Here is an 18,127-nt window from a genome sequence, read left to right as displayed (position 1 = left end):
GGCAATGCCGGGGTTTTTCTCTGGGTAGTGCCGGCCGCTGGCCGGCACCACCGCGAGGCGATCAGTACGCGAACTCGCGGAACACCGGATCGACATCGCCGTGCCAGCGGCCATGGAACAGCGCCAGCTTGCGCTCGGCCGGGGTCAGCCCGGACTCGACGATTTCCTGCAGCACGTCCAGGAACTTGCTCTCATCCTGTCCGTCGGCATTGCGCGCGGCACGGCGCTTGAGGCCCTCCACCGAAATCTTCACCGCTTCGCGGGCCAGGTCGCGCACCGTGCCGGTGCGGAACGGCAGGTTCATCGCATGCTTGGGCACGCCGTCGCGCAGCGCGTGGCGCTCGGCCAGGCTGAAGTCACGCACCAGATCCCACGCCGCATCCAGCGCGGTGTCGTCGTACAGCAGGCCGACCCAGAACGCCGGCAGCGCACACAGCCGGCTCCACGGGCCGCCGTCGGCGCCGCGCATTTCCAGGTACTTCTTCAGGCGCACTTCCGGGAACGCGGTGGTGGTGTGGTCCGACCAGTCGCGCAGGGTCGGCAACGCACCCGGCAGCACCGGCAGCTTGCCCTGCATGAAATCGCGGAAGCTCTGCCCGCTGGCGTCGTGGTAGATGCCATCGCGGTAGGAGAAGTACATCGGCACGTCGAGCAGGTAATCGACATAGCGCTCGTAACCGAAGCCATCCTCGAACACGAAGTCGAGCATGCCGGTACGGTCGGCGTCGGTGTCGGTCCAGATGTGCGAGCGATAGCTCAGGTAGCCGTTCGGCTTGCCTTCGGTGAACGGCGAATCGGCAAACAGCGCAGTGGCGATCGGCTGCAGCGCCAGCGACACGCGGAACTTCTTCACCATGTCCGCTTCGCTGGCGTAATCCAGGTTCACCTGCACGGTGCAGGTGCGGGTCATCATGTCCAGGCCCAGCGAACCGACCTTGGGCATGTAGGCGCGCATGATCTTGTAGCGGCCCTTCGGCATCCACGGCATCTCATCGCGCGCCCACTTCGGCTGGAAGCCCATGCCGAGGAAGCCCAGCTGCAGTTCACCGGCCACCTGCGCCACTTCGTTCAGATGGGTGCCGGTCTCCACGCAGGTCTGGTGGATGGTTTCCAGCGCCGCGCCGGACAGCTCCAGCTGGCCGGCCGGTTCCAGCGTCACCGAGGCGCCGTCGCGCAGCAGGGCGATGGTGTTGCCGTTCTCCTGCACCGGCTGCCAGCCGAAGCGGACCAGGCCCTTGAGCAGCGCTTCGATGCCGCGCTCGCCTTCGAAGGTCGGCGGGCGCAGGTCATCCAGGCGGAACCCGAACTTCTCGTGCTCGGTACCGATGCGCCACTGCGCACGGGGCTTCTCGCCGGAGGCGATCTCCGCAACCAGCTGCGAGCGGTCGGTAATGGGCGTATCGGCGACGTGGCTGGGGCTCGACAAGGGGAGGACTCGCTGGACAGTGGCAGGGGATGTGGGGCCCATGGCCTTCCATCGCAAGGGCGCACTATAGCGTGGCACCCCGTTGCGTCATGCGACGGTGACGGGTTTCAGCATCCTACCGACGCCCTCTTGACCCCCGTACACTCAAGATCATGAGCCGCCATTCACGACACCCTGAACTGCACCGCTCCGAGCGCGTCGGCTGGTTGCGCGCCGCCGTGCTGGGGGCCAACGATGGCATCGTCTCGGTGGCGGGGCTGGTGGTGGGCGTGGCCGCCAGCGGCGCCTCGGCCAGCACGATCCTGGCCACCGGCGTGGCCGGCACCGTGGCCGGCGCGATGTCGATGGCGGCCGGCGAGTACGTCTCGGTGCAGACCCAGGCCGATACCGAAGACGCCGACCTGGCGATGGAAAAGCGCGAGCTGCACGAGGACCCACACAGCGAACTGGAAGAGCTGAGCGCGATCTACCGCCACCGCGGCCTGGACCCGGCGCTGGCCCGCCAGGTGGCCCAGCAGCTCACCGCGCACGATGCGCTGGGCGCGCACGCACGTGACGAGCTCGGCATCACCGACACCCTGCGCGCGCGTCCCTTGCAGGCGGCGCTGGCCTCGGCCGGTGCGTTCACCTGCGGCGCCGCACTGCCGGTACTGACCGCCCTGCTCGCGCCGGTGGACAAGGTCGCGCTGATGACCACCGCCAGCACCCTGCTCGGCCTGTGCCTGACCGGCGCGATGGCCGCGCAGGCGGGCGGCGCACCGCCGTTGCGTGGCGCGATCCGGGTGATGTTCTGGGGCGCGTTGGCGATGGCGGCCGCCGCCGGCGTCGGCCGCCTGCTCGGCGCCCACGTGTCATGACCGTCATGCTGCCGCCCGCCTCCGCGCTGCTGGCTGAAATGGCCAGCTTGGCCGGCTGCGAACGCGCCGAAGGTTATGCCTGCATCACCGCACGGCGCGAGCATGGCGCCAGTTCGGTGGAGATCCCGCAACCACAGTTCGCGATCCTGCTGGAAGGCCGCAAACAGGTACGTACCGCGCACCAGTCACTGGAATTCGTGCCCGGCGACATCCTGCTGCTGACCCAGCGCTGCCGCATCGATGTGGTCAACCGCCCCGATCCACACAGCGGCCGCTATCTCAGCGCGATCGTGCCGCTGTGCGCCGAAGTGCTGGCGGCAGCGCGCACGCTGTGGAACGAGGAGCTGCCCAGCGCCGGCCCGGTGATGGCACGGCTGCCCCTGGCCGAACATGGCGCGGTACTGCGGCAATGGCGGCAGTCGCTGCAGGACGGCCGCTACAGCGAAGCACGGCTGGCGCTGGCCACGCTGGTGTTGACCCTGTGCCGCCAGGGCCACGGCAACCTGCTGCTGCCACACGCACCGAGCCTGGGCGAACAGATCCGCGACCGCATCGCCGCCGAGCCCGCGCGCGACTGGCAATCACGCGATGTCGAGGAACAGTTCGCACTGAGTGGCGCCACGTTGCGCCGTCGCCTGGCCGCCGAGGACACCAGCCTGCGCCAACTGCTGACCGAAGCCCGCCTCGCGCATGGCATGCAGCTGCTGTACACCACCGACCTGCCGCTGAAGACCGTGGCAGCGCGCGCGGGCTACCGCTCTGCGGCGAGCTTCAGCAAGCGCTTCGCCGAGCAGTACGGACTGGCTCCCACAGACATTTGAGGGGGTTCGGCAGGGCTGCGCCCTGCACCCGCCGAGGCAACAGCAAGAGCCGAAGCAACAGCAACAGCGTGCATTCCGTGGGATGGCGGGGCGGTGTGGGTGGGCAGGACACGCCGTAAACCCATCCATGGGGGCTCGATGGCGCCATCCATGGCGCCAACGGTCCTGCCCACCCACACCGCCCCACCTCTGACAGATTTCTGCGGCTGTTGGTAGGTGTCGACCTTGGTCGACACGATTCTTCTGTCAGATATCGAAATCGATCTGGGGTCAGATCCGTTTTCCTGCGGAAAACGGATCTGACCCCAAGAGCATTTCCGAAAGATCGCGGAAAACTGTCGAAGGCGGGGTGGGTCCGGTTGCGGGAGTGTCCGCGGCATGGATGCCGCGGCCAAGCCCCCATGGGTGAGGGCGCTTTGCTTGCGAAGCACTGCTTCGCAAGCGCCCGAACGCACAGCCGCCAGCGGCTGGGCCGGACCGCGGAGCGGGGTTTACGGCGTCTCCCGCAACCGGACCCACCCCGCCTACCCACAGGAAGCCCGCCGTTGCTTCGGCTGTTGCTGTTGCCTGCAGCGGGTGCAGGGCTGCAAGCCCTGCAAGCAACTCCTCCCTGAGCATTCCGCGCACTGCTTTGAGCGCCGTGCGCATGCCGGCCACGGCACGCTAGGCCAACCGAACCACCCGTCATCCACCGAGAACCGCCATGACCCTGCGTCACCTGCCGCTGCGCTCCACCCTGCTGCTGGCCCTGTCCTCCCTGCCCCTGGCCGCACTGGCCGAAGCCACCTCGCCCGCCCCCACCCAGCAGGTGCCCGGTGTCTACCACCAGCACATCGGCGCTCTGCAGGTCACCGCCCTGTTCGACGGCGTGGTCGCGCTGGGCCGGCAGGAAGTGGTCGACGTTGCGCCCTCGCTGGTCAGCCGCCTGCTCGATGGCCGCTACGTACCCGAAGACAAGAAAGGCCTGCAGACCGCGATCAATGCCTTCCTGGTGCGTCAGGGCAACCACCTGACGCTGGTCGATACCGGCACCGCGCAGTGCTTCGGCCCTGGCCTGGGCCAGGTGCTGGGCAACCTGCGTGCGGCCGGCGTGGATCCCGCCGAGGTGGATGACGTGCTGCTCACCCATGCCCATCCGGACCACCTGTGCGGCGTGCTCGACGCCGAGGGCAAGCCGGCCTACCCCAATGCTACGGTGTGGCTGTCCAAGGCCGATGCCGATTACTGGCTCGATCCCGCCAGCGAGGCCGGCGCACCGCAGGGCGTGCGCTTCGCCTTCCCGTTGGCGCGCAACGCAGTGGCGCCTTACCAGGCCAGCGGTCATCTGCGCACCTTCCGCCCCGGCGATGCCCTGCCCGGCGGCGCGGTGGCGATGGATACCCACGGCCATACGCCCGGCCACGTCTCCTATCGGTTCGACAGCCAGGGCCAGTCGTTGCTGGTGTGGGGCGACGTGCTGCACTTCCATGCGGTGCAGTTCGCGCACCCGGAGGCGGCGTTCGAAGCGGACTCGGACCGCAAGGCGGCCACCGCCAGCCGTCGCAGCCTGCTGCTGCAGGCCACCGCCAAGGGGTGGTGGGTGGCCGGTGCGCACCTGCCATTCCCCGGCCTGGGCCACGTGCGCGGTGAAGGCCAGGCCTACGCCTGGGTGCCGGTGGAGTATTCGCCGCTGAAATGAGGTGCCGCCGTGCATGGCGACGTTGCCGGCCAGCGGCCGGCACTACCAGGAAACAGGTCGGTAGCGCCCGGCTGCCAGCCGGGCAACCAGAAATGCCTTATGCCAGACCCAACCAGCCGCCGATCACGCCGCGGGCTTCGTCCACGCCGGTGCGGTCCTCACCGGAGAACACCTGCACGCTGACGCTGTCGCCGTAGGCCGAATGCAGTTCTTTGCGTACCTTCTGCAGGGTCTGCATCTGCTGGCTGCGGCTGAGCTTGTCGGCCTTGGTCAGCAGCGCGTGCGCCGGCATGCCGCGCTGCACGGCATAGGACAGCATCTGCCGGTCGTAGTCCTTCAGCGGATGGCGGATGTCCATCACCACCACCAGGCCCTTGAGGGCTTCGCGGGTGCGGAAGTACTTGTCGATGAAGGCCTGCCAGTGCGCCTGCAGTTCCAGCGGCACCTTGGCGTAGCCGTAACCGGGCAGGTCGACCAGGCTGGCTTCGGGGGTGATCTGGAAGAACACCAGCTGCTGGGTGCGGCCGGGCGTCTTGGAAACACGGGCCAGCGCGTTCTGGCGGGTCAGCGCGTTGAGCGCACTGGACTTGCCGGCGTTGGAGCGGCCGGCGAAGGCGACCTCGGCCCCTTCATCGGGCGGCAGCTGCCGCGCGTTGTGGGCCGAAAGGTGGTAACGGGCGCGTTCGATGAGCAATGACATATGCCTAGGATCGCATGTTGCGGCGCCGCGCGCCCGTTCCGGGGGCCGCGCGGGGCATTTTGCTGCACTGCTGCGTTGACCGTGCGCGGAAACGCCGTTGATAATCCGGGCGATGCCGGCGGCCACCGCCCGGCCCGGTCCATACGGAGCTTTAGCATGCGCCACGCTCGCGTTCTTGCCGTATCCGCCCTTGCCACTGCTGTCGTCGTTGCCGCCGCTGCGTTCGCGCAGACCACGCTGACCCCGCTGCCCGACAACGGGCCGATCAACACTGCCTCGCTGGAAGTGGATTTCAGCAAGACCCACTGGGGCGATGCCAAGGCCGGCCAGACCAAGGCCTCGGCCTGCGCGGCCTGCCATGGCGCCGACGGCAACTCCACGGTCGAGATGTACCCGTCCATCGCCGGCCAGAGCGAGCGCTACGTGGCCCAGCAGATGGCCCTGATCGCCAATGGCCAGCGCAGTTCCGGCGCGGCGGTGGCGATGGTGCCGTTCGTGCAGAACCTTACCCCGCAGGACATGCGCGATATCGGCGCGTTCTTCGCCACCCAGAAGGCCACCGCCGGCATCGCCGACGATACGGTCGTCGCCGACGGCCCCTACAAGGGCATGAAGTTCTACGAGATCGGCCAGCAGCTGTACCGCGGCGGCGACGCCAAGCGTGGGCTGCCGGCCTGCATGGCCTGCCACGGCCCCAGCGGCGCCGGCAATCCGGGCCCGGCCTATCCGCACATCGGCGGGCAGCACGCCAGCTATGTCGCCCGCCGCCTGCAGGAGTACCAGGCCGGGCAGACCCACGAGACCGACAAGACCCACTTCCAGATCATGGCCACGGTGGCGCAGAAGCTGAGCGAACAGGAAGTGCAGGCGCTGTCGAGCTACCTGCAGGGCCTGCACAACAAGGCCGACGATGTGGCCGCTGCGGCCACGCCGGCACAACCGGTCGCCGCCCCCTGACCACCACTGGTCGGCGCGGGCCGCCACCAGCGCCCGCTCCTGCGGTATGTTTCCTTCACGCCGGCGACTGCGCCGGCGTTGTTTTTTTCAACGGAGATGCGTGTCGATGAGGTTGATTTCCCGCCTGCTGTTGTCCCTGCTGGTCCTGCTGCCGCTGGCCGCGACCGCCGCCCCCGCCAGCGCGCCGCTGGTGGAAGGCAAAGACTACGAACGCATCGCCCAGCCCGGCCCGTTCCAGCCGCTGGCCGGCAAGATCGAGGTGGTCGAGGTGTTCGGCTACACCTGCCCGCACTGCGCCCACTTCGAACCGCAGCTGGCGGCCTGGGCGGCCAAACTGCCCGCCGACGTGCGCTTCACCCCGGTCCCGGCTGCCTTTGGTGGGCCCTGGGATGCCTGGGCCCTGGCCTATTACGCCGCTGACGAAGTAGGCGTGGCCAAGCGCAGCCATGCCGCCGTGTTCAAGGCCCTGCACCAGGACGGTTCGCTGCCGATGCAGAACGTTTCAGCCGATGAGCTCGCCACCTTCTACAAGGCCTACGGTGTGACCCCGGACCGCTACCTGCAGGCGCTGCGTGGCGAGGCCGTGCAGAAGAAGGTCGATGCCGCCCGCGCGTTCGCCCAGCGCACCAAGGTGCCGGGCACCCCGGCCATCATCATCAATGGCCAGTACCTGGTGCGTGGCAGCAACTTCGACGACCAGCTGCGCATCGCGTCGGCGCTGATCGCCCAGGCCCGCGCCGCCCGCGGCCGCTGAACCAACCCCTACCCTCGACACGGCGCTGTCGCCGCCGCGTGTCATCATTTCCCCTTGGCCGGTGCTGCGGTGCCGGCCCCACCTTTCCAGATGCTGGAGACGTTTCCATGAAGACCCGTTTCGCCGCCCTCGCCCTCGCAGCGCTGCTGCCGATCCTGGCGGCCTGCAAGGCCGACGACGGCACCGCCAACACCACCGCGGCCCCGGCCGAACCGGCCGCTGCGCCGGCCACCACTGAACCGGCGGCGCCTGCCGCGGGCGCCGAAGGCGCTGCACCGGCCGCTGCCGAAGGCGACAAGGCCGCTGCCGAAGCCGCTCCGGCCGCCGCGCCGGCGCCGACCACCACCGCACTGACCGGCCCGGCCCCGGTGGAAGGCGCCGACTACCAGCTGATCCCGAACGGCCAGCCGTTCCAGCCGGCCGCCGGCAAGGTCGAAGTCGTCGAGATCTTCGGCTATGTCTGCCCGGCCTGTGCCGCGTTCCAGCCGCTGGTCGGCCCGTGGAAGGCCGGCCTGCCGAGCGACGTGAACTTCGTCTACGTGCCGGCCATGTTCGGCGGCACCTGGGACAACTACGCCCGTGCCTTCTACGCCGCGCAGACCCTGGGCGTGCAGGAGAAGACCCACGAAGCGCTGTACGCCGCCATCCACTCGCAGAAGACCCTGAAGGGCGAGCGCGGCACCGATTCGGTTGACGACATCGCCAAGTTCTACGGCGCCTACGGCGTGGATCCGAAGCAGTTCGCCGCCACCATGGGCAGCTTCGCGGTGAATGCCAAGACCAACTCGGCCAAGCAGTTCGCCCAGCGCAGCCAGATCAGCGGCACCCCGTCGATCATCGTCAACGGCAAGTACCTGGTGAAGGGCAAGAGCTTCCCGGACATGCTGCGCATTGCCGACCACCTGATCGCCCGCGAGCGCGGTGCGGCCCAGGCTCACTGATTCAAAGGACGTTGTTCCCGGCCGTGAATTCCCCCCGTACACGGACCCTGCGCTTGCTGACGGCCAACATCCAGGCCGGCTCAAGTACCCGCCGCTACAGCGACTATGTGACCCGCAGCTGGTCACATGCGCTGCCGGCGGGGCGCAAGCGCAGCAGCCTGGACGCCATCGCCAGCCTGGCGCGCGAACATGACATCGTCGGCCTGCAGGAGGCCGACCCGGGCAGCCTGCGCTCGGGTTTCACCAACCAGACCCACTACCTGGCCCAGCGCGCCGGCTTCAACTACTGGAGCCACCAGCCGAACCGGCGCATGGGCGGGGTTGCCTCCAGCGCCAACGGCTTGCTGAGCAAGCTCGAACCGGTGGAAGTGCAGGACCACGCCCTGCCCGGTCGCATCGGCGGGCGCGGCGTGCTGCTGGCCAGGTTCGGCGACGGCGCCGACGGCCTGGCCGTTGCGGTGGCGCATCTGTCACTGGGTGCGGGCTCGCGGATGTCGCAGCTGGGCTTCATCGCCGAACTGCTGTCCGATCACCCGAACGCGGTGCTGATGGGCGATTTCAACTGCCTGGCCGAGCGGCCGGAAATGCAGGTGCTGTACCAGAAGACCCGGCTGCAGCCGCCAGGCTGCATCGTGCCGACCTTCCCCAGCTGGCGGCCGGACCGCGCCATCGACCACATCCTGGTCAGCAGCGGCCTGCAGACCCGCAGCGTGGAAGCCGTACCGGCCGCGTTCTCCGATCACCTCGCCCTGGCCATGGCGATCGACGTCCCGGCCAACGCCCTGCGCTGACCGCTTCTGGTAGGTGCCAACCTTGGTTGGCACGCCGCTCTGGTAGGTGCGGACCGTTGGTCCGCACGCTCTCCGGCGCTACCCGGCCTGAACCACCGGCACCTTCAGCCGCCGCGCGGTCATCGTGCTGCCCACCGAGGCCAGCACCGTGCAGCCGATCGCCAGCCACTGCAGCCCATGCAGGTGCTCGTGCAGCAACAGCATCGCCCACAGCGCGGCCACCGCCGGTTCCATGCTGATCAGGATGCCGAAGGTCTCCTTCGGCAGCCGCTTGAGCGCCATCATCTCCAGCGACATCGGGATCGCGCTGGAGACCAGCGCCACCAGCAGGCCGGCCGCCAGGATCTTCGGATCGAGCAGCGCGGCACCGGCATGCACCACGCCCACCGGTACCACCACCAGCGAGGCCGCCAGCAGGCCCAGCGACACCGAATGCCCGGCGTGCAGGTGTCCGGCGCGCTTGCCGAACACAATGTACAACCCCCAGCAGGCCGCCGCGCCCATCGCGTACAGCACGCCGGCCGGGTCCAGTGCCGGGCCGCCGCCGATCGGCAGCAGCAACAGCAGCCCCACCGCCGCGCAGCCCACCCAGAGGAAATCGATCGGCCGCCGCGACGACAGCATCGCCACCGTCAGCGGCCCGGTGAACTCGATGGCCACCGCGATGCCGAAGGGAATCGTGCGCAGCGCCATGTAGAACAGCAGGTTCATCAGGCCCAGGGTCAGGCCGTAGCGCAGGATGGTGATGGCGTCCGGGCGGCTGGTCTTCCAGCGCCAGGGCCGCCAGAACAGCAGCAGCAGCAGCGCCGAAAAGCCCACGCGCAGCGCGCTGGTGCCCTGCGCGCCGATCAGCGGAAACAGCTGTTTTGCATAAGAGGTGCCGATGGCCAGCGAGGTGACCGAGCCGAGCACCGCCAGCGCCGGCAACATCGGCGCAAGTCGTGAGGTCTGCATGCGCAAAGTCTATTGCGCCAGGGCCGAGCACTTGGCTCAATTGACAGCCTGTTCGTGCAACTTCTGCTCACCATGGCCACCGCCCCCGTGCTCGACAGTTTCGACCGCGCCATCCTCGACCTGCTGCAGCGGGACAACACCCTGCCGCAGCGCCAAATCGCCGAGGCCGTGCACCTGTCCACCCCGGCCGTGCAACGCCGCATCAAGCGCCTGCAGGACAGCGGCGTGATCGCGGCCAATGTGGCGGTGGTCGCCGCGGCCAAGGTCGGGCGACCGTTGACCATCATCGTCGAGGTGCGCGTGGTCAGTGAGCAGCGTGAACGCGTGGCGCCGTTCAAGCGCCGCGTGCAGGACGACCCGGCCGTGCAGCAGTGCTACTCGATCACCGGTGATGGTGACTTCCTGCTGCTGCTTTCGGCCGCGTCGATGGAAGAGTACGAGGCGATCACCGAACGCCTGTTCGGCGCCGATGACAACATCGAGCGCTTCCGTACGTCGGTGGCGCTGGGCACGCTGAAGCGCAGTTTCGAGGTGCCGCTGCTACCGGTGCAGTAGAGTCGAGCTTGCTCGACTGCCCCTTGACGACTGCCCCTTGACGACTGCCCCTTGACGACTGCCCTTTGACCGCAAGGCAACCGCAGTCGAGCATGGCTCGACGCTACAGTCGGAAACCATGAATACACCGCCCTCCCCCGCCCATCGCCTCCGCCGCTGGCTGCTGCGCGGCCTTTTCCTGGCCAGTGCCATCGTTGCGGCCGTCGCGTTGTGGAACAGCCCGTGGGCGGCCGCACCGCGCATGCTCTGGTCGCTTTCGCAGATGCCGGCCGCCACGCACCTGCCGGTCCCGGTGGACGGCGTACGCCCAAGCCAGATCGCCGACACCTTCGGCGCATCACGCGGTCGTGATCGCTCGCACGCCGGCATCGACATCTTCGCCAGGCGCGGTACACCGGTGCGCAGTGCCACGGCCGGCGTCATCGCTGATGTGCGCGATGGAGGGCTGGGCGGCCGCCAGGTGTGGGTCATCGGTCCGGCCCGCGAACGCTACTACTACGCGCATCTGGAGAACTGGGCCGGGGGCCTGGCGCGCGGCCAGGTGGTGCAGGCCGGTGACCTGCTCGGCCAGGTTGGCGACAGCGGCAACGCCAGGGGCACGCCGCCCCACCTGCACTGGGGCATCTACGGCGCCGACGGCGCACGCGACCCGCTGCCGCTGCTGCGCTGACCCAACTGCCCGCATGAACAATTGCCCCGTTCGTTCATGATTTGTAAATAGGAATAGTTCGTATTAACATTTCTTTCGTTTCCGGTGGTGCCAGGACGGCCTGCCCGCCCTTCCCCCACCCGTAGCGCCTCGCCTCCTGGATGTCGGCCGAACGCGCGTGCTCGTCCAGGAACTCCATGACCGCTCCCACCTTCCGTACCCCGCAGCCGCAACGGCTGTCCGTTGCCGTGCTCGTTGCACTCTGTGCCCTGGCCCCGGCCGCTTTCGCCGAAACCGCCGCCGACCCGACCACCCTCGACAAGGTGGTGGTGAAGGGCGAGCGTGCCGAAGGCTACTCGGTGCGACGCACCTCGGCCGGTACCCGCTTCGACCTGGCGCCGCGCGAGATTCCGCAGTCGGTCAGCATCATCAGCCACCAGCGCATCGAAGATCAGAACCTGGACGACATCATCGACGTACTGGGCAATACCACCGGCATCACCAGCACCCAGTCCGACAGCGAGCGCACCGAGTTCTACGCGCGTGGCTTCTACATCGACGCCTACCAGTTCGATGGCCTGCCCACGCAGATGGTGCAGAACTGGAGCTACGGTGACTCCGGCCTGGACCTGGCGCTGTATGACCGCGTGGAAGTGGTGCGCGGCGCCACCGGCCTGCTCAGTGGCGCCGGCAATCCGTCCGCATCGGTGAACCTGATCCGCAAGCACGCCGACAGCGCCGAGCTGGCCGGCAGCGTGTCGGTCAACGTCGGCAGCTGGGGCCGCACCCGCACCACCGTGGATGTGGGCAGCGCGCTCAATGCCAGCGGCACCGTGCGCGGCCGCGTGATCGGCAGCTACCTGGACACCGACGCGCAGATGGACCGCTACAACCAGCACAAGACGCTGGGCTATGCAGTGATCGACGCCGACCTGACCCCGGACACGCAGCTGAGCGTGGGCTACGACTACCAGCAGAAGCGCGCCAACGGCGCCACCTGGGGTGGATTCCCGATGCTGTACTCCGACGGCTCGCGCACCGGCTACGACGAATCGTTCAACGCCAGCCCGAACTGGACCTACTGGGATACCACCAGCAAGCGCGCCTTCGCCACCCTGCAGCATGCCTTCAGCAATGGCTGGAAGTTCAAGGTCGGCGCCACCCACGATGAGACCAAGGCCGACGACAAGCTGTTCTACCCCGCCTACAACGACTGGACCAGTGGCGCGTCGTACTTCGACAAGACCACCGGCGCGGGCATCTCGCCCTCGGCGGGCTTCTACAACACCGAGCGCAAGGTCACCGGCGTGGACGGCTATGTCGACGGTCCGTTCCAGCTGTTCGGCCGCGAACATCAGTTCATGGCGGGCCTGAGCTACAACAAGCGCGACTACGCCAACTACGGTGACTACCAGATCGGCGGCGCCGGCCAGACCTGGAACCCGTTTGCCAGCTACCTGAACTGGACCGGCAACATCAGCGAGCCGAACTGGAACCCGCTGGCACTGGCCAGCGAAGGCACCATCACCCAGAAGGCCGGTTACGCCGCCGCACGCCTGTCGCTGGCCGATCCGCTGAAGCTGATCATCGGTGCCCGCTACACCGACTGGAAGAGCGAAGGCGAAGGCGCCGACCGCGCGCACAAGGTCACCACGCCGTATGCCGGCCTGGTGTTCGACATCAACGACACCTGGTCGACCTACGCCAGCTACACCGAAATCTTCCAGCCGCAGACGCTGAAGGACCGCAACGGCAGCTACCTGGATCCGGTCGATGGCAAGAGCTACGAAGTGGGCGTCAAGGGGGCCTGGTTCGACAACCGCCTGAACGCCTCGCTGGCAGTGTTCCGCATCGAACAGGACAACGTCGGCCAGTCCACCGGTGAGCCGGTCATCGGCGGCACCGGCGGCGAAACCGCCTACCGCGCCGCGCGTGGCACGGTCAGCCGTGGCTTCGAGTTCGAGCTGAACGGTGAATTGGCCCCGGGCTGGAATGCCACCTTCGGTGCGTCGCGCTACGTGGCCAAGGACATCAACGGTGCCGACATCAATACCAACCTGCCGCAGACCGCGCTGAAGCTGTTCACCAGCTACACCCCGCAGTCGCTGCAGGCACTGACCGTCGGTGGCGGTGCCAACTGGCAGAACCGCATCTACTATCCGGTGCCGGCCTACGGCCGCATCGAGCAGAGCGGCTATGCGCTGGTCAGCGCCTTCGTGCGCTACCGCATCTCGCCGGAGTTCAGCGTGCAGGCCAACCTCAACAACCTGCTGGACAAGCAGTACCTGTCGCAGATCAACGGCTACGGCGCGTTCGGTGATGGCCGCAACGGCTCGCTGACCTTCACCTGGTCGTTCTGACGCCCCGACAAGGTGGGAAGGACCGGCAGTGTCCGGTCCTTCCCCTGCCCCTTCCCGGCCTGTGCGGAGGGGCACTATCGCGGCAACAACGAAGCCTCTAAGCTTGCCGCCAGCCGGCCGCAGGATCGCGCCGGCCCCAGGGAAGTCAACCCGACCAGGCAGGGAGTGAGCGATGAAGAAGTGGATTCTGATCGTTGCCGTACTGACAGTGAGTGGCTGTGAAACCCTGAAGCCCAGGACCGTGTCATCGGCTGAAGCGGGCGAGGCATCGCGACTGGAATTCCAGTCCGGCCCGGACAGCGCCGCGGCCGCCGCCAAAGCCGCCATTGCCGAACAGAAGTGGAAGCTGCTTTACAGCGGAACGGAAAGACCGAAAGACGACCACGGCTTCCAGAGCAACAACCACTTCAGTGGCGAAACCGACGACCAGCTTGCGTGGAGCAAGTCTGATCAGGCCGGCCTGAAGCCCACCGCCTATCTGCAGGCAAAGACACCCACCAGCGCCTTCAGCTGGGGCGCGGAACTGTTTGTCGTTGTGTATGCCACCGACACCGGCGGCAGCACCATCGCCATCTCGGCCTCGACCAGCCAGGCCCTCGAGAAGGACAAACTGGGCAGTTACATCCGCCAGCTCGGCAGCGCCATCGACCAGCGCCTGGACTGACCCCCAGGCCAGGCCGACACCGACTCCAACCGGAGATTTACACGATGAAACTGCGCATGTATGTGTCAGTGGCGATGGCCGTGGTGGGCATGAACGGATTCTCCGCCCATGCCGTGGATGCACCCTCCGCGCTGCAGTTGCAGGACCTGAAGACGTTCTTCCAGTCCGAGCAGATCGACTACGTGACCGGGCAGTGCCTGCAGCGCTCGCCCGAGCTGGGCAAGCAGATGCAGACCGCCTCCACGCAGTGGCGCCGCGACAACGCTGACGCTGCGCAACGGGGCAGCGACGCAGCGTTGAAGCTCTACCCGCAGCTGGGGGCGGACATCGCCACACAGCGCAGCCGCGTACGCGAGCAGACCGCCACGCAGCTGGAGGCGGGGCTGGCGTCCAACCCTCGGACCTCCTGCCAGCAGGCCCTCAACGGCATCCGTTTCAATGTACCGCTGGAGATGCAGGGGCCGACGTTGACCAGCCCCGCGCTGCGCGCAGACATCTTCAAACAGGCCTCTACCGGTGCGGCCACGCTGCTCGACTGCACAGCCCTGCAGAGCATCCAGACCGAGGTGGTCAGCGATGCCGGCAGCGGCGCGCAACGCCGTATCCAGGAGCGCTGGACGTTCAAGGGCTGCGACAAGAGCGTCGCCGCCTCGGTGCACTATGCACCGGATCAGGGAGGAACATCGCTGGTGGTGGGTTTCCCGGCAACAAGCGGCAGGAACTGAACCGCACAACCATGATCCCGACGGCGCCGCGCCGTCGGTAGAGTCGAGCTTGCTCGACTGGCTTGCTCAACCCGGTCGCGCAGAACAGTCGAGCAAGCTCGACTCTACAAGCGCAAGTGCCGCGCCGGGAGAATCCCGGCGCGGCATCCCACCATCAGAAGCGCAGATCCGCGCGCAGGTACCAGTAGCGCCCACGCGGGATGTCGTAGGTCGAAGCGTCGTAGCCGTTCAACGAGCACGACAGGCAGATCGGCGGATCCTTGTCGAACACGTTGTTCAGGCCGGCACTCAGCTGCAGCCCCTTCATCCAGTCGATCTTGTAGCCCACCTGCAGGTCGTGGAAGGTGGTGGCCGAGAGCGTATTGGTACCGGCCGCCTGGTTGCTGCACACCGGGAAGGCCACCGCGTCACCGCAGTTCTCGGTCAGCTCGGAGATATGCCGCACCGTCCAGTTGGCGCTCCAGCGGTCCAAGGTCCAGGCGATGCTGGCATTGCTGGTCCATTCCGGAATCGAGCTGTCGGCCACTTCCACGCCCGGCTTCTGCGGCTGCCTCTGCCCGGCCGCGCCGGTGGCCTCGTAACGGCCGACGAAGGTGTTCTTCCAGCCCAGCTTGAACTGGCCGATCGAGCTCTGCGGCAGTGTCCAGAACAGGTCCACGTCCCAGCCATCGGTCTTGATCGAACCGAGGTTGGTCAGGCGGTTGTTGAAGCTGCTGACTGCACCGGTGCTGGCGCGGGTGATGCCATCGCAGTAGACCGGGTCGAGCGTATCCACGCACAGATCCAGCTGGGTCTGCGCGTTGATCGCCTGGATCGCACCATCGATGGCATGGCGGTAGAAGGTCACTTCCACGTCGAAGCGCTCCGACCACGAGGTGTTGTTGCCGAACCACGGGCTCCACACGAAGCCGGCGCTGAAGCTGCGCGAACGTTCCGGCTCCAGGTCGCGGTTGCCGCCGGTGGTCACCGAAATCTGCGAGTTGGCCTGCTGGAAGCCGGCCGGCACACCCAGCGCAGCGCAGTTGGCCGCGCTGCCGCGCGGCGGCGTGCCACCCAGGCCCACCGAGCACGGATCGAACAGTTGCAGATCGGCACGCGCGGCCGAGCCGTACAGCTCACCGATCGACGGTGCGCGGAAGCCCTCGGCGTAGGTGGTGCGCAGCACGAAGTCATCGGTCACCTGCCAGCGCAGGCCGTACTTGGGGGTGAACTCGCCGCCGAAGGTGGAGTAGTCCGAATAGCGGCCGGCCAGGCTCAGGTCCAGCTTCTTGCCCAGCGCGGAGTCGGCGAAGATCGGCACGCTCAGCTCCAGGTAGGCCTCGTTGACGTCATACGAACCGGAAGTCGGCTGCGACGGCACGCCGTTGTAGTGGCCGATCACGGTCAGCGGATCCGGCTGGTACCAGCCCTTGTACTTGCGGTACTCGTAGCCGCTGGCGAACGACACCGCGCCGGCCGGCAGGGTGAACAGTTCGCTGGACAGGTTGGCGGTGAACAGGCTCAGTTCGTTCTGGCTGCGGTCGCGCACCACCGGCTGGATCCACTTCAGCATGTCCGGGGTGATCGAACCGGCGCCGCCGAAGATGTTCAGCGGCACGCAGCCCGGAGTGGCCGTACACACCGCCGGGTCACCCAGGGCCATGTTGACGTTGTAGATGTTGTAGCTGCCGTAGTTGGTCTGTTCGGCCTTGTTCTTGCTGTACATGCCGTTGACGTCCCAGTACCAGTTGCGGTCGGCAGCATGGAAGTCACCGACCAGGCCGGTGGCCACGTAGGTGGTGTTCACCTCCTGCTTGAACACGCGCGCGCCGCCTTCCACCGGACGCCGGCCGATCAGGCTCATGTTGCCCGAAGACACCAGGTCGAAGCCGAACGGGTTGTACGGGTTCAGGCGCGAGACCACGATGTTGTCGGCCAGCGGATTGCCGGTAGCGCCGTCGGGACCGAAGAACAGCGGTTCCGGGCCGGCCTGGTTGGTCGACTCGCGGCGGTTGCCCAACGCCTTGATGTACCACTGCACGTTGTCGGTGATGTCGAAGCGGAACTGGCCGAACAGGCCTTTGCGTTCCGACGGTGTCAGCACCATGTTGTATTCGGCGAAGTTGAAGCGGTCGGCGCTGGTGAAGCAGTGGTAGTCATCACTGCGGTTGCAGCCGGCGCTGCCGTCATAGCGCGGGTTGCTCACGCCGGTGTTGGGCACGATGTCCTGCTCGGCACCGGTGTTGGGGTCGACGAAGGCGAAGCGCCCCTGCGGAATGCCGCCGCTGCCGAAGGCCAGGCCGGTGCCCGGAATCGGGAAACGCGACTGCTCGCGGTCGCGGGCGAACACCGGGTCCTGCTTGGTCCAGCTGGCACCTAGGAACAGGCTGTAGCGGTCACCGCTGGTGCCCCAGGCCAGGTCCACGCCCTTCTGCGTGCCATCGCCCTTGCTGTACTCGCCGTAGTTCAACGTGACCTGGCCGCCATCGAACTCGCGGCGGGTGATGATGTTGACCACGCCGGCGATGGCATCGGAGCCGTACAGCGACGATGCGCCGTCCTCCAGCACTTCGATGCGTTCAACGATCGCCAGCGGAATGGTGTTCAGATCGGTAGCCGCGCCCACGCCCGACGCCGAGGACTCGTTGACCCAGCGGATGCCATCGACCAGCACCAGCACGCGCTTGGCACCGAGATGACGCAGGTCGACCTGGGCCGAACCGGCACCCACGCCGCTGCCATCAGGCGGGAAACCGAAGTTGCCGGACGAATTGAACTTGGCGTTGAGCGCCGAGCCGGAACCGGTGAGCTGCTGCAGCACTTCGCCAATCGAACTCAGGCCGGTGCGCTCGATGTCGCCGCGGGTCAGGGTCTGGATCGGCACCTGGCCTTCCACTTCAGCACGCTTGATGCGGGTGCCGGTGACTTCCACCGCGTCCAGATTGGTGGTGGATTGCGCAGCGGCACCCAACGGTGCCAGGGCCATCACGCACAGCGCAACGGCAACCGCCAACGGGCGGTGGTGCAGGTGATTCATTCGCTCTCTCTCCAAAGGAATGTCGGGACATGGGCTGCCGCGCTCCCCCCTGCATGGCGGCAGCGTCTCCTTTGTAAACAAGCGGTAAAAATCACGGCGTGATGACGAACACCCTTTCACGTGGATTTGACGCAATTTTCTGCTGATTGCGTCAGAAACCCAGCCATCAAGACCGGACGGTACTGTTCACTGGAAGCGAGCTTGATGCCGGCTGCGACAACACGCGCCGAGTTCCGCCGCTTTCAAAGAGAGGTAGTGGCGCCCATACCGCAACGGCGG

The 18,127-nt window shown here is 67.3% G+C and carries 16 protein-coding genes; 12 read left to right on the top strand and 4 right to left on the bottom strand.

The genetic code is table 11. The annotated features are described in order from the left end of the window. Nucleotides 1–61: 61 nt before the first annotated feature. Nucleotides 62–1,426 carry a glutamate--cysteine ligase gene (locus tag C9412_RS13205; RefSeq protein ID WP_107232038.1) on the bottom strand — a complete coding sequence of 455 codons (1,365 nt, stop codon included), beginning with the start codon at nucleotides 1,424–1,426 and terminating at the stop codon, nucleotides 62–64. A gap of 152 nt (nucleotides 1,427–1,578) precedes the next feature. Here C9412_RS13205 and C9412_RS13200 point away from each other — a divergent pair, with 152 nt between their 5' ends. From C9412_RS13200 to C9412_RS13190, 3 genes are all read left to right on the top strand, one after another. Beyond that, nucleotides 1,579–2,283: a VIT family protein gene (locus tag C9412_RS13200; protein ID WP_107232037.1), complete on the top strand. Its 705-nt coding sequence runs from the start codon at nucleotides 1,579–1,581 to the stop codon at nucleotides 2,281–2,283. Then, nucleotides 2,280–3,104 carry a helix-turn-helix transcriptional regulator gene (locus C9412_RS13195; protein ID WP_107232036.1) on the top strand — a complete coding sequence of 275 codons (825 nt, stop codon included), beginning with the start codon at nucleotides 2,280–2,282 and terminating at the stop codon, nucleotides 3,102–3,104. Before C9412_RS13200 ends, C9412_RS13195 begins: the two co-directional genes overlap by 4 nt. Before the next feature lie 703 nt (nucleotides 3,105–3,807). Beyond that, entirely contained in the window at nucleotides 3,808–4,782 is a 975-nt protein-coding gene (locus tag C9412_RS13190; protein WP_107232035.1) for an MBL fold metallo-hydrolase, read from the top strand. A gap of 97 nt (nucleotides 4,783–4,879) precedes the next feature. On the opposite strand, the gene yihA is transcribed toward C9412_RS13190, so the two are convergent. Further along, on the bottom strand, nucleotides 4,880–5,482 hold the full coding sequence (yihA, locus tag C9412_RS13185) for a ribosome biogenesis GTP-binding protein YihA/YsxC (RefSeq protein ID WP_107232034.1): 603 nt from the start codon (nucleotides 5,480–5,482) through the stop codon (nucleotides 4,880–4,882). 156 nt (nucleotides 5,483–5,638) lie between these two features. Here yihA and C9412_RS13180 point away from each other — a divergent pair, with 156 nt between their 5' ends. The 4 genes from C9412_RS13180 (at nucleotide 5,639) to C9412_RS13165 (ending at nucleotide 8,925) form a co-directional block, all read left to right on the top strand. Then, nucleotides 5,639–6,439 carry a c-type cytochrome gene (locus C9412_RS13180; protein ID WP_107232033.1) on the top strand — a complete coding sequence of 267 codons (801 nt, stop codon included), beginning with the start codon at nucleotides 5,639–5,641 and terminating at the stop codon, nucleotides 6,437–6,439. 106 nt (nucleotides 6,440–6,545) lie between these two features. After that, entirely contained in the window at nucleotides 6,546–7,193 is a 648-nt protein-coding gene (locus C9412_RS13175) for a thiol:disulfide interchange protein DsbA/DsbL (protein ID WP_057497386.1), read from the top strand. Nucleotides 7,194–7,300: 107 nt separating this feature from the next. Then, nucleotides 7,301–8,134: a thiol:disulfide interchange protein DsbA/DsbL gene (locus tag C9412_RS13170; RefSeq protein ID WP_107232032.1), complete on the top strand. Its 834-nt coding sequence runs from the start codon at nucleotides 7,301–7,303 to the stop codon at nucleotides 8,132–8,134. A gap of 53 nt (nucleotides 8,135–8,187) precedes the next feature. Continuing rightward, nucleotides 8,188–8,925 (top strand): endonuclease/exonuclease/phosphatase family protein, encoded by a 738-nt coding sequence (locus tag C9412_RS13165; RefSeq protein ID WP_181358691.1) that lies wholly within the window; start codon nucleotides 8,188–8,190, stop codon nucleotides 8,923–8,925. 78 nt (nucleotides 8,926–9,003) lie between these two features. On the opposite strand, the gene C9412_RS13160 is transcribed toward C9412_RS13165, so the two are convergent. After that, nucleotides 9,004–9,879, bottom strand: a complete 876-nt coding sequence (locus C9412_RS13160; RefSeq protein ID WP_107232031.1) for an EamA family transporter — start codon at nucleotides 9,877–9,879, stop codon at nucleotides 9,004–9,006. A gap of 72 nt (nucleotides 9,880–9,951) precedes the next feature. On the opposite strand from C9412_RS13160, the gene C9412_RS13155 reads away from it, so the two are divergent. The 5 genes from C9412_RS13155 to C9412_RS13135 all read left to right on the top strand — a co-directional run bounded on the left by C9412_RS13155 (nucleotide 9,952) and on the right by C9412_RS13135 (nucleotide 14,832). Beyond that, the gene (locus C9412_RS13155) at nucleotides 9,952–10,434 is read left to right on the top strand and encodes an Lrp/AsnC family transcriptional regulator (RefSeq protein WP_107232030.1); all 483 of its coding nucleotides are present in this window, start codon (nucleotides 9,952–9,954) and stop codon (nucleotides 10,432–10,434) included. Nucleotides 10,435–10,552: 118 nt separating this feature from the next. Then, nucleotides 10,553–11,104: a M23 family metallopeptidase gene (locus tag C9412_RS13150; protein WP_107232029.1), complete on the top strand. Its 552-nt coding sequence runs from the start codon at nucleotides 10,553–10,555 to the stop codon at nucleotides 11,102–11,104. 176 nt (nucleotides 11,105–11,280) lie between these two features. Continuing rightward, the gene (gene fhuE / locus C9412_RS13145; protein ID WP_107232028.1) at nucleotides 11,281–13,443 is read left to right on the top strand and encodes a ferric-rhodotorulic acid/ferric-coprogen receptor FhuE; all 2,163 of its coding nucleotides are present in this window, start codon (nucleotides 11,281–11,283) and stop codon (nucleotides 13,441–13,443) included. A gap of 172 nt (nucleotides 13,444–13,615) precedes the next feature. After that, complete coding sequence (locus C9412_RS13140; protein ID WP_107232027.1) at nucleotides 13,616–14,107, top strand: hypothetical protein; 492 nt, start codon at nucleotides 13,616–13,618, stop codon at nucleotides 14,105–14,107. Between the two features lie 44 nt (nucleotides 14,108–14,151). Further along, nucleotides 14,152–14,832 carry a hypothetical protein gene (locus tag C9412_RS13135; RefSeq protein ID WP_107232026.1) on the top strand — a complete coding sequence of 227 codons (681 nt, stop codon included), beginning with the start codon at nucleotides 14,152–14,154 and terminating at the stop codon, nucleotides 14,830–14,832. Nucleotides 14,833–14,986: 154 nt separating this feature from the next. On the opposite strand, the gene C9412_RS13130 is transcribed toward C9412_RS13135, so the two are convergent. After that, nucleotides 14,987–17,848: a TonB-dependent receptor gene (locus tag C9412_RS13130; RefSeq protein ID WP_107232025.1), complete on the bottom strand. Its 2,862-nt coding sequence runs from the start codon at nucleotides 17,846–17,848 to the stop codon at nucleotides 14,987–14,989. Nucleotides 17,849–18,127: the final 279 nt, after the last annotated feature.

The sequence above is a fragment of the Stenotrophomonas sp. Nf1 genome (assembly GCF_003028475.1).
In the GTDB taxonomy this organism is placed as follows: domain Bacteria; phylum Pseudomonadota; class Gammaproteobacteria; order Xanthomonadales; family Xanthomonadaceae; genus Stenotrophomonas.
The sequence above is the reverse complement of the archived record's forward strand: the minus strand, read 5'-3'. Positions and strand labels throughout refer to the sequence as shown.

What these genes read in the sequence shown, in the direction of transcription:
- C9412_RS13200 (WP_107232037.1), top strand. Translation starts at nt 1,579, where the DNA reads ATGAGCCGCCATTCACGACACCCTGAACTGCACCGCTCCGAGCGCGTC.
- C9412_RS13195 (WP_107232036.1), top strand. Translation starts at nt 2,280, where the DNA reads ATGACCGTCATGCTGCCGCCCGCCTCCGCGCTGCTGGCTGAAATGGCC.
- C9412_RS13190 (WP_107232035.1), top strand. Translation starts at nt 3,808, where the DNA reads ATGACCCTGCGTCACCTGCCGCTGCGCTCCACCCTGCTGCTGGCCCTG.
- yihA (WP_107232034.1), bottom strand. Translation starts at nt 5,482, where the DNA reads ATGTCATTGCTCATCGAACGCGCCCGTTACCACCTTTCGGCCCACAAC.
- C9412_RS13180 (WP_107232033.1), top strand. Translation starts at nt 5,639, where the DNA reads ATGCGCCACGCTCGCGTTCTTGCCGTATCCGCCCTTGCCACTGCTGTC.
- C9412_RS13175 (WP_057497386.1), top strand. Translation starts at nt 6,546, where the DNA reads ATGAGGTTGATTTCCCGCCTGCTGTTGTCCCTGCTGGTCCTGCTGCCG.
- C9412_RS13170 (WP_107232032.1), top strand. Translation starts at nt 7,301, where the DNA reads ATGAAGACCCGTTTCGCCGCCCTCGCCCTCGCAGCGCTGCTGCCGATC.
- C9412_RS13160 (WP_107232031.1), bottom strand. Translation starts at nt 9,879, where the DNA reads ATGCAGACCTCACGACTTGCGCCGATGTTGCCGGCGCTGGCGGTGCTC.
- C9412_RS13155 (WP_107232030.1), top strand. Translation starts at nt 9,952, where the DNA reads ATGGCCACCGCCCCCGTGCTCGACAGTTTCGACCGCGCCATCCTCGAC.
- C9412_RS13150 (WP_107232029.1), top strand. Translation starts at nt 10,553, where the DNA reads ATGAATACACCGCCCTCCCCCGCCCATCGCCTCCGCCGCTGGCTGCTG.
- fhuE (WP_107232028.1), top strand. Translation starts at nt 11,281, where the DNA reads ATGACCGCTCCCACCTTCCGTACCCCGCAGCCGCAACGGCTGTCCGTT.
- C9412_RS13140 (WP_107232027.1), top strand. Translation starts at nt 13,616, where the DNA reads ATGAAGAAGTGGATTCTGATCGTTGCCGTACTGACAGTGAGTGGCTGT.
- C9412_RS13135 (WP_107232026.1), top strand. Translation starts at nt 14,152, where the DNA reads ATGAAACTGCGCATGTATGTGTCAGTGGCGATGGCCGTGGTGGGCATG.
- C9412_RS13130 (WP_107232025.1), bottom strand. Translation starts at nt 17,848, where the DNA reads ATGAATCACCTGCACCACCGCCCGTTGGCGGTTGCCGTTGCGCTGTGC.